Source organism: Enhygromyxa salina (genome assembly GCF_002994635.1).
GTDB lineage: Bacteria > Myxococcota_A > Polyangia > Nannocystales > Nannocystaceae > Plesiocystis > Plesiocystis salina_B.
The window spans coordinates 52,522-69,038 of the sequence record NZ_PVNL01000138.1 but is presented as its reverse complement, the minus strand read 5'-3'; the positions used below and the strand labels follow the sequence as shown (position 1 = coordinate 69,038).

At 67.8% G+C, this 16,517-nt stretch carries 13 protein-coding genes; 5 read left to right on the top strand and 8 right to left on the bottom strand.

Translation table 11 applies throughout. The features are described from left to right. Window positions 1–2 precede the first annotated feature (2 nt). Window positions 3–1,601, bottom strand: coding sequence for an aldehyde dehydrogenase family protein (locus tag ENSA7_RS37295; RefSeq protein ID WP_106094189.1), 1,599 nt, complete (start codon window positions 1,599–1,601; stop codon window positions 3–5). Window positions 1,602–1,711: 110 nt separating this feature from the next. Between ENSA7_RS37295 and ENSA7_RS37290 the strand changes: the two genes are divergently transcribed. Together ENSA7_RS37290 and ENSA7_RS44610 are read left to right on the top strand one after the other, a co-directional pair. After that, a complete protein-coding gene (locus ENSA7_RS37290; RefSeq protein ID WP_146158580.1) occupies window positions 1,712–2,761 on the top strand; it encodes an MBL fold metallo-hydrolase in 1,050 nt (349 codons plus the stop codon). A 163-nt stretch (window positions 2,762–2,924) separates the two neighbouring features. Continuing rightward, window positions 2,925–3,944 carry a lipase family protein gene (locus ENSA7_RS44610; RefSeq protein WP_181234480.1) on the top strand — a complete coding sequence of 340 codons (1,020 nt, stop codon included), beginning with the start codon at window positions 2,925–2,927 and terminating at the stop codon, window positions 3,942–3,944. A 25-nt stretch (window positions 3,945–3,969) separates the two neighbouring features. Here ENSA7_RS44610 and ENSA7_RS37275 read toward each other — a convergent pair whose 3' ends face one another. Beyond that, a complete protein-coding gene (locus ENSA7_RS37275; protein WP_106094186.1) occupies window positions 3,970–5,730 on the bottom strand; it encodes a tetratricopeptide repeat protein in 1,761 nt (586 codons plus the stop codon). 195 nt (window positions 5,731–5,925) lie between these two features. Then, window positions 5,926–7,263 (bottom strand): Vgb family protein, encoded by a 1,338-nt coding sequence (locus tag ENSA7_RS37270; RefSeq protein ID WP_106094185.1) that lies wholly within the window; start codon window positions 7,261–7,263, stop codon window positions 5,926–5,928. A gap of 128 nt (window positions 7,264–7,391) precedes the next feature. Between ENSA7_RS37270 and ansA the strand changes: the two genes are divergently transcribed. Beyond that, on the top strand, window positions 7,392–8,501 hold the full coding sequence (gene ansA, locus ENSA7_RS37265; protein ID WP_106094184.1) for an asparaginase: 1,110 nt from the start codon (window positions 7,392–7,394) through the stop codon (window positions 8,499–8,501). A gap of 18 nt (window positions 8,502–8,519) precedes the next feature. Here ansA and ENSA7_RS37260 read toward each other — a convergent pair whose 3' ends face one another. The 3 genes from ENSA7_RS37260 to ENSA7_RS37250 form a co-directional block, all read right to left on the bottom strand. Continuing rightward, on the bottom strand, window positions 8,520–10,205 hold the full coding sequence (locus ENSA7_RS37260) for an FG-GAP repeat domain-containing protein (RefSeq protein ID WP_146158579.1): 1,686 nt from the start codon (window positions 10,203–10,205) through the stop codon (window positions 8,520–8,522). Between the two features lie 46 nt (window positions 10,206–10,251). Then, entirely contained in the window at window positions 10,252–11,793 is a 1,542-nt protein-coding gene (locus ENSA7_RS37255) for an aryl-sulfate sulfotransferase (protein ID WP_106094182.1), read from the bottom strand. A 65-nt stretch (window positions 11,794–11,858) separates the two neighbouring features. Continuing rightward, the gene (locus ENSA7_RS37250) at window positions 11,859–12,746 is read right to left on the bottom strand and encodes an ion transporter (protein ID WP_106094181.1); all 888 of its coding nucleotides are present in this window, start codon (window positions 12,744–12,746) and stop codon (window positions 11,859–11,861) included. A gap of 128 nt (window positions 12,747–12,874) precedes the next feature. Between ENSA7_RS37250 and ENSA7_RS37245 the strand changes: the two genes are divergently transcribed. Together ENSA7_RS37245 and ENSA7_RS37235 are read left to right on the top strand one after the other, a co-directional pair. Continuing rightward, the gene (locus ENSA7_RS37245) at window positions 12,875–13,378 is read left to right on the top strand and encodes a hypothetical protein (RefSeq protein ID WP_106094180.1); all 504 of its coding nucleotides are present in this window, start codon (window positions 12,875–12,877) and stop codon (window positions 13,376–13,378) included. Between the two features lie 158 nt (window positions 13,379–13,536). Further along, complete coding sequence (locus tag ENSA7_RS37235) at window positions 13,537–14,985, top strand: Vgb family protein (protein WP_181234479.1); 1,449 nt, start codon at window positions 13,537–13,539, stop codon at window positions 14,983–14,985. On the opposite strand, the gene ENSA7_RS37230 is transcribed toward ENSA7_RS37235, so the two are convergent. Then, the gene (locus ENSA7_RS37230; protein ID WP_106094177.1) at window positions 14,911–15,513 is read right to left on the bottom strand and encodes a hypothetical protein; all 603 of its coding nucleotides are present in this window, start codon (window positions 15,511–15,513) and stop codon (window positions 14,911–14,913) included. The genes ENSA7_RS37235 and ENSA7_RS37230 overlap by 75 nt on opposite strands. Window positions 15,514–15,554: 41 nt before the next feature. Continuing rightward, window positions 15,555–16,508: a UDP-N-acetylmuramate dehydrogenase gene (gene murB / locus ENSA7_RS37225; protein ID WP_244924036.1), complete on the bottom strand. Its 954-nt coding sequence runs from the start codon at window positions 16,506–16,508 to the stop codon at window positions 15,555–15,557. Between the last annotated feature and the right edge of the window lie 9 nt (window positions 16,509–16,517).

Here is a 16,517-nt window from a genome sequence, read left to right as displayed (position 1 = left end):
GCCTACGACATCGCCCGCTTGCGCAGGGCCTTGCCCAGCCCGACCAGCGCGTCGAGCTTCTTGGCCACGCCCTTGCTGTACAGCAGCCGCACACCTTCGCGGGTGACGTCGTAGTCGAAGCGCCGGCCCGGAAACAGCTTGATCGCGCGGTGGATCGGCAGCCGATCCTCGACGACCGCCTTGGTGTTCGTGCACGCCCGCAGCCCCTCGCGGCCGTTGAGCCGACCAAACCCGCTGCCCTTGATCCCGCCAAAGGGGAGATCCTGGACCATGTACATCAGCGCCCAATCATTGATGCAGGTCGACCCGGCGACGATCTGATCCGCGATCCGACGCCCGCGCACGGGGTCCGTCGTGAACACCGAGGAGCTGAGCCCATAGGCGGTCTCGTTGGCCACGCGCACGGCCTGGTCTTCGCCCTCGACCCGAATGATCGACATGACCGGGCCAAACGTCTCTTCGTGCATGATCCGCATGTCGTCGGTCACGTCAGCGAGGATCGTGGGCTCGAAGTAGTGCTTGCTGGGCTTGCCCTTGGTCCGGCGTCCGCCAGCCTTGAGCGAGGCACCCTTGGCGATCGCATCTTTGACCAATTCCTCGACGATCTCGAGCTGCGCGGGCATGGTCATCGCGCCGACGTCGACGAGCTTGCCCGACAGCGGGGCATCTTGGCGCATGCGCAGGGTGATGTCCTGAACCTTGGCGACAAACTGATCGTAGACGGCGTCGAACACCAGCACGCGCTCGGCCGCGAGGCACATCTGGCCCGAAGCAATGAACGCGCCCGAGACCGCGGCGTGGGCGGCCTGGTCGAGGTTGGCGTCGTCGCACACGATCATGGGGTCTTTGCCGCCAAGCTCGAGGATCACCGGGGTCAGGGTCTTGGCGCTGTCCTCGAGCACCCGCTTGCCGTTGCGCATCGAGCCGGTGAACACGATCTTGTCGACCCCACCCGAGACCAGCGCGGCCCCGGTGTCGCCGTAGCCCGTGATGATCTGGATCAGGTCCTTGGAGTAGCCACAGTCGGCCAGGCAGCGATGCAGCAGCTGCTCGAACGGCTCGGCCGACCACGAGGTCCACTCGCTGACCTTGATGATCACGGCGTTGCCGGCGAACAGCGCCGGGATCGTGGGGCCCAAGATGTTCTGCAGCGGGAAGTTCCACGGGGTGATCACGCCGATCACACCGAGCGGGTGATACTCGACGCGGGCGCGCTTGTGCTGCAGCAGCCCCGAGGACACGGTCTCGCTGCGCAGGTGGGTCTCGCCGTGGGCGATCGTCCAGCGCAGCTTCTCGGCGAGCGGCCAGATCTCGCCGAGCATCGCGTTGTGCAGGGTCTTGCCCGCGTCGCGGCAGATCTCTTCGCACAGTCGGTCTGCGTGCTCGAGCAACATCTCGAGCATGTGGGCGAGCACCCTGCGGCGCTCGGCGAACGAGGTGCGCCGCCACGAGGTCTGCGCCGCGCGGGCGCGGGCGATCCGATCACGAACCTCGTCGTGGGTCAGCGCCGGAACCTCGCCGAGCCGCTCGCCAGTCGCGGGATCCGTGCAGGGGATGGTCGCGCGGACCTGTTGATCGAGTTGGGTTGCAGCCTGCGACATGCCGGGACGAACGCTATCGAATCTCGCGCCGACGTCAGGTGGTATGGGTCACCACTGCGTCCGCGCGGGCGCGCTCGATCTCACGCGCGGGCGTTGGGTATGCTGCGGACGTGCGCAGGCTGACCAGGCTGACTTGGATGGGGGGGCTGGTGGTTGGCTGCACGGTGACTCCCAGCCCGCGCGACTGCGCGTGCGAGCAAGTCGAGCCCGGGCTTGAGCCAACCACCGAGCCTGTGGCCAAGCCTGTGGCCGCCTCCGATCGAGCGGTCCCGGAGCCAGCCCAGCTCGGGCCCCGCCTGCGGATCCTCGGCGTCGCGCAAGACGGTGGGCTACCGCACATCGGCTGCGACTGTCCGCGCTGCGACGCGGCCCGCAGCGATCCCGGCCGCGCGAGCCCGGTCGCCAGCGTGGCCGTGATCGCGCCCCAGTCGCGCGGCGTGTGGGTGGTCGACGCGACGCCTGATCTCGCTCGCCAGCTCGACATGCTCGCGGACGTGCGCGAGCTGGTGGTGGGCGGCGTCGACCGAACTCCGCTCAGCGGGATCCTCCTGACCCACGCGCACATGGGCCACTATCTCGGGCTCGCCCAGCTCGGCTACGAGGCGGGGAGCGCCGACGCTGTGCCCGTCTACGCGAGCGCGCGCATGGTCGAGTTCCTGGCCACCAACGCGCCGTGGGATCAGCTGGTGCGGCTCCACAACATCGAGCCGAGCGTCGCCGAGCCGGGGGGCAGCGTGGCGCTCGGCGACGGACTCACGGCGACGCCGCTGCTGGTCCCGCATCGGGGCGAGTACACCGACACGCTTGGCTGGTACCTGGCCGGTCCACGCAAGCGGGCGCTGTACATTCCCGACACGGATCCCTGGGCCAAGTGGGAGCTCGACATCGACGCCGCGCTCGACGGCGTGCAGCTGCTGCTCGTCGACGGCACCTTCCACGACGGCGACGAGCTCCCCGGTCGCGATGTCAGCGAGATTGGCCACCCGCTGATGGTCGACACCATGGAGCGCTTCGCGGATCGACTGGGGCCGCAGTTCGAGCTGTGGTTCATCCACCTCAACCACTCGAACCCGACGCTGGATCCACGCTCGCCGCAGCGGCGCGAGCTCGAGCAAGCGGGGTTTGTGATCGCGGAGGTCGGCCGCGAGTACGCGCTCTGATCATGCAAAGTGGGTGAGCCAGCTAATCGAAACCATGGCGGGTATTGGAATGTGAGTGTACGGGGTTGACGCCATCGCGGACCTGTGGCTCTACTCTGCCATGGCAACAGAACGGTGTTTTGTATCGGGTGTACGTTGTTTATTCGCAGTTTCGTGGATCGGCGTGGTCGTCACGGCGGGCTGCACGGACGACGACGTACAGCCAGGCGCGGAGGCGGGCACGAGCGAGACGGGAGATGGAGACGGAGATCCAGGCGGAGACGGAGACGGCGATCCGAGCGGCGACGGCGACGGCGATGGCGACGGTGATCCCGCGGGCGATGGCGACGGCGATGGCGACGGGGACACGGCGGGCGATGGCGATGGTGATGGCGACGGCGACGGCGACGGCGACGGCGACCCACTCGGAGACGACTACGATCAGCTGGGCCCCCACGCCGTCAGCGTGACGGCCGGCTCCATGCAGGCGCTGCCCAGCTGCGACCTCGACTATGAGATCTACACGCCGGAGACGCTCGCCAGCGACGTCCCGGTGTTCCTCGCGCACGGCTTCATGCGCAGCATCGATGACATGGCCGAGGCCGCGGAGCACATCGCTAGCTGGGGCGTGAAGGTCTACGCGGTCCCGCTGTGCACCAACAGCTTCTCGATCAACCACGAGCTCAACGGTCAGGCGATCGCGGCCCTCGCCGATGCGCTCGAGCCCGACGCTGCCGTGTACGCGGGCTTCTCTGCGGGTGGGCTCGCGGCGTTTGTCGCGGCCGCCGAGGCTTCGAACGCGCTCGCCTACGTCGGCCTCGACTCGGTCGACAGCGACGGCATCGGGCTCGATGCCGTCGCCCAGGTAAATGTGCCCGTGCGCGGCTCGATCGCCGAGCCCGGGCAGTGCAACACCAACAACAACTTCTTGCCGGTCTACGATCAGTTCGTCGGCGCACCGGTCATCAAGCTGGTGGGCGCCCAGCACTTCGACTTCGAGCTCGCCGCCTGCGGTGGCGGCGACTTCGCGTGCAGCTTCTGTGCGCCGGCCGGACCACAGACCCACGCGCTGGCGCTGGGCATGACGACGGCCGGGATCCTGATCGAGACCGGCGCCGACCTGGGCGGCCACAGCTGGTGGGAGCCCAACGGCGCCTACTTCGAGATGTTCGTCGAGCAGGGGCGGATCTTGCTGATCCCGTGAGCGGATCCCCCTGGACGGCGCGGCGCTAGAGATCGAACTCGGCGGCGGCGTCTGCCGCAGCATCCGCAGCATCCGCGGGGGCCGGCGCGGGCGGGCCGACGTTGACCTTGATGTGGGCGTGGTCCTCGACGACCACGGCGACCCGCTTGCCCTTGTACTCGAGCCAGACCAGGCCGATGTGCGGGACGGGGATCTCGGCCGAGCTGTTGGTCGACGCGATCGCCGTGCCCTTGAGCCAGTGCGGTCCGCTGTACTCGACGCTGTTTTGCTCGCCCTCGGAGATGATCTCGATCAGGCCGCCGCTGTCCGCGTGCCACTCGACCGCATAGGGGTAGAACTCGCGGATCTTGCCCTCGAGCGCGGTGAGCCGCGGGTCGAAGCCGGGGCCGCGGAACGCATGCAGCACGCCCTGCTCGCGCACGCCCGCCTTGGCGCGGGCGATGTACGCGAGCGCGCCAGGGTACTGGTTGATGCGGCCCTTCGGGTAGCTGACGCCGCCCTCGTTGCGGGCGTCTCGCATGTCTTCCTTCTTCTTGATGTCCTCGTTGCGGGAGTCGGCGAGCACGTAGGCCCGGGCCAGCACGACCTCTGGCAAATTCGGGCTCAGCCGCTCGGCCTTCTCGAGCGCGTCGTAGGCCTTGTTGGTCTTGTTGGCGTCCATTTGCTCGAACACCTCGAGCGCGTAGAGGATCGCCTCGACCTCGTTTCGGTCCTTGCCCTTGCTCGCCTTCTCGAGCTCGGTGAACGCGAGCGGCAACCGGTTGGCGGCGATCGCCAGGACCTGCTGAAGCTTGAGGCGGTTGTTGCCGGGATCGATCTTGAGCCCGTTGGCGACGTCCTTGACCGCGCCGACCGGGTCGCCGGCTTGCAGGTACTGCGCGGCCCGGGCCGAGTACATGACGACCAGCGCGGCGTCCATGACCTGGCGCTGGGTTGGCTCGAGGTACTGGCCCGAGTTCTCGAGCAGGCTGGTCATCCGCTGGATCGCGAAGTCGGAGTCCCCATTGCGAAACTGGGCCTGCGAGATCCGAAACCGCAGATCGAACTCGGGCTCGTCGCGCAGGGTCTCGGTGCGGACCCGAAACAGGGCCTCGACCATGTCGTTGTTGCGGGCGGCCGCCGCGGCCCCGAGCAGCTGGACCCGGATCTCTTGAAAGCGCCGCTCGGCCTCGAGCTGACCGCGGCCGATCAGCGGGGCCGCGGCTTCGAGCGCGGCCTGGGCTTGGGCGAGGTCGCGATGCGCGGGGACCAGCCAGGTCTGGGCGACCCCCAGCGCGTCCATTGGATCGTTGCCCTGCGCGAACGCGTCTGCGAACAGCGCCCGGGCGCCCAGCACGTCGCCGTTTGCGAGGGCGGTGGCCGCGTTCTCGTGGACCATCATGGAGGTCAGGCGTCCGCAGCCACGGCAGCCCTCCATGGCCAGCAGCTCGTTGGCCTCGTCCATGAACCCGCGCTTCATGAGCAGGCGGGCCAGGCCGATCCGCGCCGCCTCGTTCTTCGCGTCGAGTGACAGCGCTTCGCGATAGAACTCCTCGGCCTCTTTGGGTTGGTCGCCGCCGATCTTGTCGCCGCGATCGGCGAGCATGATCGCGAGCAGCATCCCTGCCTCGACCCGGGTCGAGTCGCTCTTGAGCGCCTTGCGAAGCTGAACTTCGGCTTCGGCTTCGTCGCCGACGGCGAGGGCGTCGTGGGCACGAGTGAGGCTCCCACCGCAGCCTGCGACTCCGGTCAGGGAGGCGGCGAGGGCGAGACAGGCAAGGACACGCTGAGGCTTGGTACGAAGCATCGGATCGCGGCGAGATATAGCGTCGTTAGCACCCGAATCCAAACTTTGGTGCGTACGGTGTCGCAGCAGCAGCTTGCGTACGCGCCCGCGGACGGGCGTCTGAGCCGCATTTGGTGTTGACGCACATCGCCCATTCCCGACCCCGAGTCGACCGACTGAAGACGCTGCGGAGTTCACGACCCTGCACGTCCCCGATCACCCCTGGGGCTTGGTCACGCTGGCGAGCCCAAATCCGGTCATGTCGCTATAGGTGTAGGGGCCCGTCAGCCCGTCGTAGACGACGTGGGCGTGGGTGTCGGGGTCGATCCGAAACGCGCTGTCGGTCATGTCGACCAGCCACACATAGCCCTCGAAATCGACCGAGACACCCTTGCCGAGGTTCGACGGCACGGCGATGAAGTCGATGAGCTCCATGGTCTCGATGTCGAGCGCCGAGACGCCCTCGGTCGACCACGGGTAGTGGGCAATCCACATCGCGCCCAGCGAGTCGCCCATGATGCCGACGCCGGTCACGTCGGGGTTGATCTGCCAGGTCTCGTCGTCGGGATCGAAGCGCGCGATGCCGCCTTGGTAGCCGGCGATCCAGGGGCGCCCCTCGGGGTCGATCGCGAACCCGTAAGGGCCGATCGGCGCGGGGATCGGCCAGATCGTGTAGCCGAGGGTGTCGGCGTCGACGCGCACGAGCGGGAACGAGGAGCCGTCGCGATGGATGAACCAAAAGTCTTTGTTGCCGTCGACCGCGCCGCCGTAGGGCCCGTAGCCTGAAGCGGTGATCCCCAGGATCGGCGCCGAGGCCTCGATTGTGCCGTCGTCGCCGCTCAGCTTGAAGACCGTGACCAGTCCGGCGGTCGCGGTCGCGGTCCAGACCTTGGCGTTCCAGCTCTCGCACGTGGCCTGGTCGAAGTCGCCCTGGTCCCACGCGACCGGGCGCTGCGAGCTGACGTTCATCGGCGTGTACCAGGCCACGCACTCCTCGGTGCCCCAGGCGAGGACGTCGTTTGGGCCTGACGACGTCTGGACTCCGCCCTGACCATTTTGCTCCTGACAGTCCTCGACCCGCGCGTGGATCTTGGTGATCCCACCATGTCGATTGGCGACGGCGACGTCACCCGAGAGGTTGACCGACGTCCGCGACGGACTGCCGGCCGAGTCTGGGCGGACCACGTAGCGACCCTCTTCGATCAGCGTCGTCGTGTTGATCTTCGAGATCGTGCCCTGTGAGCTGTTGGCCACCCAGATGTATCTGTACGCGTCGTCGTTGCCGGCCTCCAAGCAGTTGGTGGGGGCGTCGGGGACCGTGCCGAGGTCGAACTTGATCTCGGGCTCGCCGTCGCTGTCGCTGTCGCTGTCAGCGGCCGCGTCGTCGCCACCGCCAGCGTCGGACTCGTCGCCGCCGCTCGCTCCAGTCTCCAGAGCCGTGCCCGCGATGCCATCGGCGTGGGTGGTGCGACCCCCGTCACCGCCGTCCGGGCTAGCGCAGGCCAAGCCGACCAACAATGCACCGATCGCGCCCCAGGCTAGTTGATCGCGCATGACCTCGAGTCTCTATCACCAGCGCAGATGCCCGGCCGCGAGTCATGCCCGCAGTATCATCGCGGCACCAGGAGCGCCCAGATCGCGCAGCTGGATGCAACCTGGGCGCTCGGATAAGGTCCGGGCAAATGACGGCGCGCGCGAAGATCTTCATCGTCTACGCCGGCGGAACGATCGGGATGCGCAAGACGCCGACCGGCTACCGTCCCGAGCCCGGCTACCTCCAACATTTGCTCGATCAGATCCCGCACTTCGCCGACGCGGAGCTGCCAGCGTTCGTGATCGAGGAATTCGATCCGCTGCTCGACAGCTCGGACATGAACCCCGGCCACTGGCTGCGGATCGCCGACATGATCCGGCGCAACTACGCCGCCTACGACGGGTTCCTGGTCATTCACGGAACCGACACCATGTCGTTCACGGCCGCGGCGCTCAGCTTCATGCTCGAGGACCTGGCCAAGCCGGTGCTGTTGACGGGCTCGCAGGTCCCGCTGGAGGAGCTGCGCAACGACGCCCAGCACAATTTGCTGACCTCGCTGCTGATCCTCGGCCGCCACCACGCGCGGCTGTCCGAGGTCATGGTGTTCTTCGCCAATCGGCTGTTCCGCGGCAACCGGACCAGCAAGGTCTCGGTCGACTCGTTCGACGCGTTCGCGTCGCCGAATTATCCGCCGCTCGGGCGGGTCGGAATCGACATCAAGATCAACTGGGATCTGATCTTGCCCGCGCGGGCCCGCACGCCCGCGCTCGACATGCTCGAGATCGTCGAGCTCGGCAGCGCCACGGTCGGCGCGTTTCGGCTGTTTCCAGGGCTCAAGCCGTCGATGCTCGAGGCCGTGCTCGCGCCGCCCGTGCAGGGGGTGGTGATCGAGTGCTTTGGGGCCGGCAACGCGCCGACGTCGGACGCGGCGTTCATGAGCGTGCTCGAAGCCGCGACCGCGCGGGGCGTGGTGGTGGTCGCCGTGACCCAGCCAACCCGGGGGTCGGCGAACCTCTCGATCTACCGAACCGGTCGGATGCTGCTCGACGTCGGGGTCGTCAGCGGGTTCGACATGACCACCGAGGCGGCCCTCGCCAAGCTGTTCTACCTGTTCGAGAAGGGCTTCTCGCCGACCCGGGTCAAGCGGCTGATGCAGCAGTCGCTGGTCGGCGAGCTGACCGTGCCCAGCGAGCTCGCCCTCGCGGGCGAGCAGGACACGCTGCCGTGGACCGTCGCCGATCGCGAGGGGGCGACCTGAGGCCCGCGAGCGCTGACGTCAGCCGACCGGATCACAGACCGCGCCGCCCTCGATCTGGGCGTTGGTGCGGAAGGTGTTGAGCAGCTCCCAGTGGTGGGCCTCGACCTGCGGGATGGTCCCGTCCTCGCGCACGTTGGTGACGTGATAGGTGTGCTGATTCCAGATCCGGCGAGCCTGGATCCAGCGGTTCTCGGCCTCGCCAAACACCTGGACCGTCGGCTGGTTGTTGGCGTGGTTGCTGACCACGATGATCTCCGCCGAGCCGTCGTTGTCGACGTCGGACACGACCGGATACTCGACGATCGTGATGCTCCCGCGCGGGGCCTGCAGCAGCTGCGCGCCGGTCTGACCGTCAAATACCCACAGCTTGGACTCGTCGCCGTAGATCGCCTCGGCCACGCTGTCACCCAGGAAGTCGAACGCGGTGCCCGAGGCGAGGCCGCTCAGATCAGCGACGTTGTTGCTCCACAGCTGGGTGAGGTCGCCCTCGAACGCGGTGTAGTGATTGCTCGAGCTCAGCGCGAACTCGGACAGGTCATCGCCGTCGAGATCGTGAATGGTGGCGGGGCGGCGGTAGTCCGAGTCGCCGGTCGGGTTCTGATTGATGATCTTCTGGCTGCCGTCATGCTCGAGGATCGAGAAGCCGTTGCCGTGGACCACGATGATCTCGGGCTCGCCGTCGTCGTCGATGTCGCCAACCGCCGGCTGGCCGGCCCCGAGCGCGTTGTCGAAGTAGTACTCGCTGCCGTCGTCGTGCCAGGCGCTGCGGCCCAAGATCACCTCGAGGTCGTTGTCGCCGTCGAGGTCGGCGGCCGTCGTGGTCGTCCACCGAAACTGGACCCCGGCGGTGTCGGCCGCGGCGAACACCAGCTGGCCGAGGTGATCGACGACCATGTGATTGATCATGATCTCGACGTCGCCGTCGTTGTCGAGGTCGGCCAGCGCGATCGCGTGCTCACCCCCCAGGCCCAGCGCGTTGTTCTGCCACTTGGGGGTGCCGTCGTGCTCGAACGCAGACAGGCTGTCGCCCGCGCACGAGCCGGCGCCGCTCTGGACGATGATCTCTGGCAGCCCATCGTCGTCGATGTCACCGATCGCCGGGGTGCTCGCGCGCGCGAACGGACCGGGGAGCATGTAGTGCACCGCCCCGCTGGCGCCGTCGAGCACATAGATGCGGGCCGACGCGCAGCTGCCCGTGTTGACGACCACCACGACGTCGGGGATGTCACACAGATCGATCTCGCCGTCGTCGTTGTCGTCGGTGAGGTTGGCGACCAGCGGGGTGACGATCGAGTGCACGTAGCCCGCGTCGCCCGACCACGACCACTCGGCCTGGGGCACGAACGCGTCGGGCGGGGCCTGCATCTCGCACGGAGTCATGCCGTCGCCGACCTCGTTGACCTTGCAGATGTCGACGGGGTCGCCGTCCTCGGAGTCGGGCTGCGCGAGGTCGAACTTGGTCCCGCCGTCGCCGTCGCCGGAATCGCCGTCGCCGTCGCCGTCACCAGGATCGCCGTCGCCGTCGCCGGGATCCCCATCGCCGTCGCCCGAAGACTCTGCGCTGTTGCCCTCGCCGCCCTCGGTGCTCGAGGGATCCCCGTCGCCGTTGGTCGCTGTCTGGCTGGCTGTCGACGCGCCGTTGTCGTCAGCGCAAGCGAGCAGCGTGGTGAGACTCAGGCCCAGCAGACGAGGTAAGCGACGCATGCCCCGAACATACATGATGGGCCAGCCCGCGGGCATGCGCTCGCCCTCACTCGGCCACGCCAACGAAGCGCGAGACCGGGACCGCGCGGTAGCTGAACTGACCCGGCGGCATGAACAAGGTCCAGACCGCCTGCGGGGAGCCGTCCGGGTCGAGCTCGCGCAGACGCGACGTCGCGTCGGGGTGCTCGGCGGAGACCCAGGTCGAGTCGAGGCGCAGCACGTGTCCGCTCGGCATCACGTCCGCGTCGCCGGCGATCGGCGATTGAAACAGCGCGTCGTCGTCGGTCCACACCTCGGTCGCGGTCATGCTGTCGAGGTCGAGGGTGTATCGGACCGCGCGCGAGTGGGCGTCGTCGTCGGCCTGCGCGGGGTTGCCCACGGCGTTGTCGTAGAGCAGCAGGCTGCCGTCGGCCTGCCACTGCGGTGAGTGCTGATGAAAGAACCACCGCTCACCGTCGAGCGAGAAGTCACCCTCATCGCCGAGCCGCCACAGGATCTCGCCCGACTGATGATCGATCGCAATGATCCAGTCCTGGTGCCGCATCGACACCAAGATCGAGTCGTCCCCGGGCGCATGGACGAGGCCGTTGGCGTGGGTCCAGTCGTGGCCATCCTCGGCGCTGTCGGGATCCGGGATCATCATGGGTATGAAGAACCCGTCGCGGCGTCGCTGCGGATCGAGGTGGTCGAAGCTGTCCCAGCTCCAGACCAGCTCGCCCGCGGGCGTGAACTCCCAGATCATGTCACCCGCGACATGCAGGGTGCCCTCGCCCTGATAGTCGACGTCTGCAAACGAGTAGCCGAGCGCCAAGAAATTGCCGTTGGGTAGCTCGATGAGGTCGTGGTGCAGGCCCGCGTGCGCGCCGATCGACTCGGCCTGGACCTGCATCACCACGCCACCGAGCTCGTCGACGACGTACGCGGAATTGCGACGCAGGTACGACACGGTCCCGTCGGGGCGCAGCTGGAGACCAGTGAAGATGTCCGCGATGTCGGTGTAGTCGTCGGCGTCGCCCAGGTACCAGCGGGTCGTGCCCTCGTCGTCGACCAAGAACACGCCGCTGGGTGACGCGGTGAACAGCTGCGTCATGTCGAACAGTCGCCAGGCAGGGTCGACCGCGCTCGGCCCGACCGAGTCGATCTCGAACTTGGCGATGAACCCCGGCAGCGCGGGATCGGTGGTGACCTCGCCCTGCCACTGGGCAGTGCGATCGCCGTCGGTCTCGCTCACGCTCAGGGCCAGCGGGTGCGCGGTGTCTGGTCGCAAGCCCCGCACGCGAAAGTGCAAGCTCGAGGCTGACTCGCCGTCGCTGGGCTCGAGCAGGGCCACCTGGACATCGTCGTCGCTCTGATGGGTCAGCTCGGCGGTGCCGGGCGCCGCGAGCTCGACGAGCAGGTCGATGACCATTGGCTGGCCGTCGTGGTGGACGATCGTCGGCTCGCTGATCAGCAGCTCGCCGGGCTCACCAGACTCGCCAGACTCACCAGACTCACCAGACTCACCAGACTCGTCGGTCTGGCTGGTGTCGCTCTCGGCTTGGCAGGCGCTCAGCCCCACACACGCACACACGACCACCCAGCTACGCATCTGGTGGATCCTACGCCCATTGGCGGGCGCGGGCGAGTGGGGGGCCGGCGCGCTAGAAACGGAGTTTACGGCTCGGTCTTCTTGGCCAGCCGGGTCAGCGAGCCCAGCCGCGATTGGATCGCGGCGACCTGCTGTTGCAGCAGCTCGAGCTCGATCTCGAGCGACGGCTCACCCTCGTGGGCGGCCCGCGCGAGCTCGACGGCCTCGGACTGGGCCTCGTCCATGCCGCTCATGATCACGCCAATGAACAGGTTGAGGATGATCATCGTGCCGATCAGCACGAAGGACACGAAGAACAGGGCGCCGACCAGCGGCTGCGCGACGGGCGAGGTGCACAGCACCACCGAGTCTGCGCTGTAGCCGTAGCGATCGCAGCCGTACATGTTGATGTACATGACGTCGGTCCAGTCCTCGAGCGTGACCACGCGGAACAGCGAGAGCATCGCCATCTCGAGGGTCTGGAAGTGCAGCGGGTCGTTCTCACCAAACAAGAACACGGCCGCGACGGCGTACACGTAGAACAGCATGAACAGCAGCACGCTGACGTAGAGCATCGAGGGGATGCTCTTGAGCAGCGCGCCCACGAGGATCTGCAGCTTGGGCAGGGCCTTGACCAGCTTCAGCACTCGCAGCAGCCGCAACAGCCGCAGCACCGTGACCGCGTTGCCCTCGAACGGGAGGAAGCACGCGGCGACGATGATGAAGTCGAACACGTTCCACGGGTCGAGGAAGTATCGCCACGGACGCTTACCCTCGGCGGCCATCTTGACCACGATCTCGGCCACGAAGATCCACAAGATGATCTGATCGCCGATGTGGAGCGCGGAGTGAAACCGCTCGACGAGGCCCGGATAGGTCTCGAGCCCAACGAGCACACCAGCAAGCAAGATCACCGCGGTGATCGAATTTTGAAACCAGGCTGCGTCGGCGATCTTCTTGAAAAATTCTTGCACGGGCTGTCGCTCCCAATGAGGCGGCGGAGCGTACGCAGGCCAGCCACCCGAATCAACGGACCGCCAGCCCCGATCGCCGCGGTACAACTCTGCGGATCGCGCAGTCGCCGTGGCGTTACCATGCTGGGATGGGCGTCACCGAAGAGTTGTACCGACTCGGTCAGGCCGCGCGCCGGCTCAACGACGGCTCCGATAAGCTGGACCGCACGCTGTCCGAGATCGACGGCGCGCTCGGGCGCTTGTCGCTGGGGTTCGAGTATCAGCTCCCGCGTCCGATCGCCGAGACCGTGCACCATGACAGCGCCGGCAAGCGCGTGATCGAGGTCAGCTACCTGGGCTATCTGCGCATGGCCGCCGGGAGCGTGGCTGGCGAGTCGACCTCGAGCGGCCTCAGGGAGTTTCACCTTGGGGTCAAGACCTTGAAGATCCTCGAGGGCCGGTCCACCGACGGTGAGCAACCCGGCTGCGTGGTCGCGCTGCTCGAGGCGCCGCGCTCGATCCGACACGCGGCGGTCGATCACCTCGCACGCCTGGTGGCCGGGCTCGCGGAGCAGGTCGACGAGATGGTCGGCAACATCGAGCGGCGCAACGCGATCGCGTCGACGATCCTCGACAACCTCGGGAGTTCGTAGGTCGTCGACCCCACCCCCACACAGCTCGGCAGCTCGCCGTCTGGTCGCGTTGCGCCTCCGGGTTGGCGTGCGCGGGCGCATGTTTGAACGCTTTGTTCCGTCGCGCATCGCTTGATGTCGGGTCGACGCGTCGCGGCCGGCTCTGTTACCCTCGCCCGATGTTGGGACGACGCGTCGTATCTGGTCTGAGCGCTTGCTTCACCGTGGGTGTCTTGGCTGTCAGCGGCTGCGGCGATGGTCGGGCGGACGGCAGCGACACCAACAACGTGACCGGCGTCAGCGCGGACGGGACCGGCGACGGCATTACCAGCCTCGGCACCACCACCAACGGCGACGGCGACGGCGACGCGGGTGATGGCGACGCCGACACCAACTCGGGCGACGGCGACGGCGACGGCGATCCCGGTGACGGCGACGCCGACACCAGCGGCGGCCCCAAGTTCGACATCGCAGGGATCCCCGACGGCGAGCTCGACTGCCAGTGCGGCACGACCCTCGACTTCTCGTACATCTGGATCGCCAACAGCACCCAGAGCACGGTCACGAAGCTCAACACCGAGACCATGGAGGAAGAGGGCCGGTTCTTGACCCGCGCCGACGGCAACGGCAGCCCCTCGCGGACCTCGGTCTCGCTGTCGGGGCGGGCGGTGGCGGTCGCCAACCGCAACGGCGGCGTGGTCAAGGTGTTCTCGCAGCACGAGGACTGCGACCCCAACAAGAACGGGATGCCGGGCCTGCAGACCTCGACGGACAGCAACTATCTGCCGTGGGGTCAGGACGACTGCGTCGATTGGTTCGTGCCGTTCGACTACACGACCCAGCGCCCGGTCGCGTGGGCGCCGGGGATCCTGGACATGAGCACCTGCACCTACTCCAACGAGCAGCTGTGGACGGCGGGCTGCAAGCCGGGGCAGGACCAGGTGGTCAAGGTCAGCCTGATCGACGGCGACACCGGGAACGTGGAGTTCACGGTCAGCGTGCCCGGGTTCGAGTGTTCTTCGCTGTCGCCCTATGGCGGGGCCGTCAACGCCGAGGGCAATTTTTGGTTCACGAACTTGGTACCTGGCAATGATCGCCTCGGCTTCGTCAATCGCCTGACCCAAGAGACGCAGGTGTGGAACATGCCGATCACGCCCTACGGCATGACCGTCGACCACGACGGCAACCCGTGGATCGCGGCCTGGTCCGGCAGCCAGTCGGCGAGCGCAGCCAAGTTCGACGTCCAGACCGAGACCTGGTCGTACGCCAACAACCACGTCGCGCACAGCCTCTCGGGTATCCAAGAGGACGCCGACGGGCGCATGTGGATGAACTACTGGACCTACGACGGGCAGAACATGGGCACCGGTGGCCTGGTCTACATCGACATGGCGACCATGCAGGTCAGCGAGCCGTTTGATCTGGGCTGCCAGTCGAGCAGCTGTCGGGGGATGAGCGTGGATCTCAATGGGATGATCTGGTCGACCTCGATGGCCAGCAATACGGCGTTTCGGTTCAACCCCGACACCCTGCAGATTGACACCTACAATCAGCTAGTGGGGCCCTACACCTACTCGGACATGACCGGGTGGGGGATTCAGAGCGCCGCGTGTGGGCCCCAGGGCTGACGCGGGGTCTGGTTCGGGCGCGCTCAGGCGGAGCGCTCCGAGCTGCTCGACGCGCGCGGCCACCAGCTTGGTCAAGCCCAGCTTGGGCATGCCGGAGGTCTCGCTGGTCTGGGTCTGCACGGTTTGCACGTGGGTGGCAGGGATCCTCGTTGGCCGGCGTGGCGCCGCCGCGCCCTCAGGTGGCTTTGCGCGCTCGGTCGAGCTCTCCGCCAGCGTGACCGGCCGCGGGGGTTGGCCGTTGCCGACGTAGTAGGCCGAGCCGCGGCCCCCACGCTCGGCGACCCCGGCCGCGGGGTCTTCCTCTCCCGCGCCACGCCCGTTCGGCTGTGACTCGCCGCTGACGACGCCGAGGTAGCCCTGCCGGTCTGCGCGCTCGGCCTCGCGCGGGGTCAGCTGCATGACGATCAAAAACACGACGTACGCGGTGGATGCTGCGAGCACGCAGGCCAACAACAGCTTGTCGACGGGGGCCCGGCCAAGCTCGAGGGACTCGGGTGTCTGCTCGCCGCCGCCGCTGCTGATCGCCATCGCCCGCCCGACACTAGCAGGTCGGGGAAGTTCTCGACGGCTCACGGCGCCTCGCCGATGACCTTGACCTCGGTCTCGAGCCGCACGCCGTGGACCCGCTCGACCTCGGCGCGGACGAAGTCGATCAGCTGCAGCATGTCGGCGGCCGTGCACGCGGGCTCGATCCCGCGATCGACCACCAACCAGTTCGCGTGCTTGGGCGAGACGATCGCGCCCCCGCGGCGCGTGCCCTTGAGCCCCGCGACCTCGATCAGCCGCCCGGCGTGGTCCCCTGTCGGGTTCTTGAAGGTGCTCCCGTTGTTCGGGACCTTCTTGGGCTCGCGCTCGTCGCGACGCTTGCGCAGCGCGGCGACCTCGGCGTCGATCTCGGCGCGCGGTCGCGGTCGCAGGTCGAGCTCGGCCCACACCACGATCTCGTGCTTGGGCAGATCCGAGTCGCGGTAGCGAAACCCACACGCGGCGTGATCTCGCACGATCTCGAGCCCGCGCAGATCCAGGCTGCGGACCTGGGTGACGACGTTGGTGAACTCGCCCAGGTAGGTGCCGGCGTTCATGATCAGCCCGCCGCCGACGCTGCCCGGCACGCCGCCGAGGAACTCGACCCCGCCGAGCTCCCACGCGGTGGCCCTGGACAGCAGCCGGCCCGTCGACGCGCCGGCCTCGACCTCGACCCGGGTCGGCTGGCCGTCGGGGTCTGGCCGCGACACCTGGTTGATGCGGCCCAGGTTGATCACGACCCCGCGCAGCCCACCGTCGCGGACCAGCAAATTGGTGCCGCTGCCGACGAAGTGCACCGGGATCTGCGTGGCCGCGCAGCGCGACAGCAACGCCGCGAGGGTCGGGATGTCGGCCGGTCGCGCCCAGATGTCGGCGGGCCCACCCAGGCGCAGCGTGGTGTGCCGGGCCATGGGCTCGTCGAGGCGCAGCTCGAGCAGCGCCGGGTCGATGTCGATCACGCCCGCCGAGCCCGGGGCGGCCCCCAGGCGATCGAGCACAGCTTGACC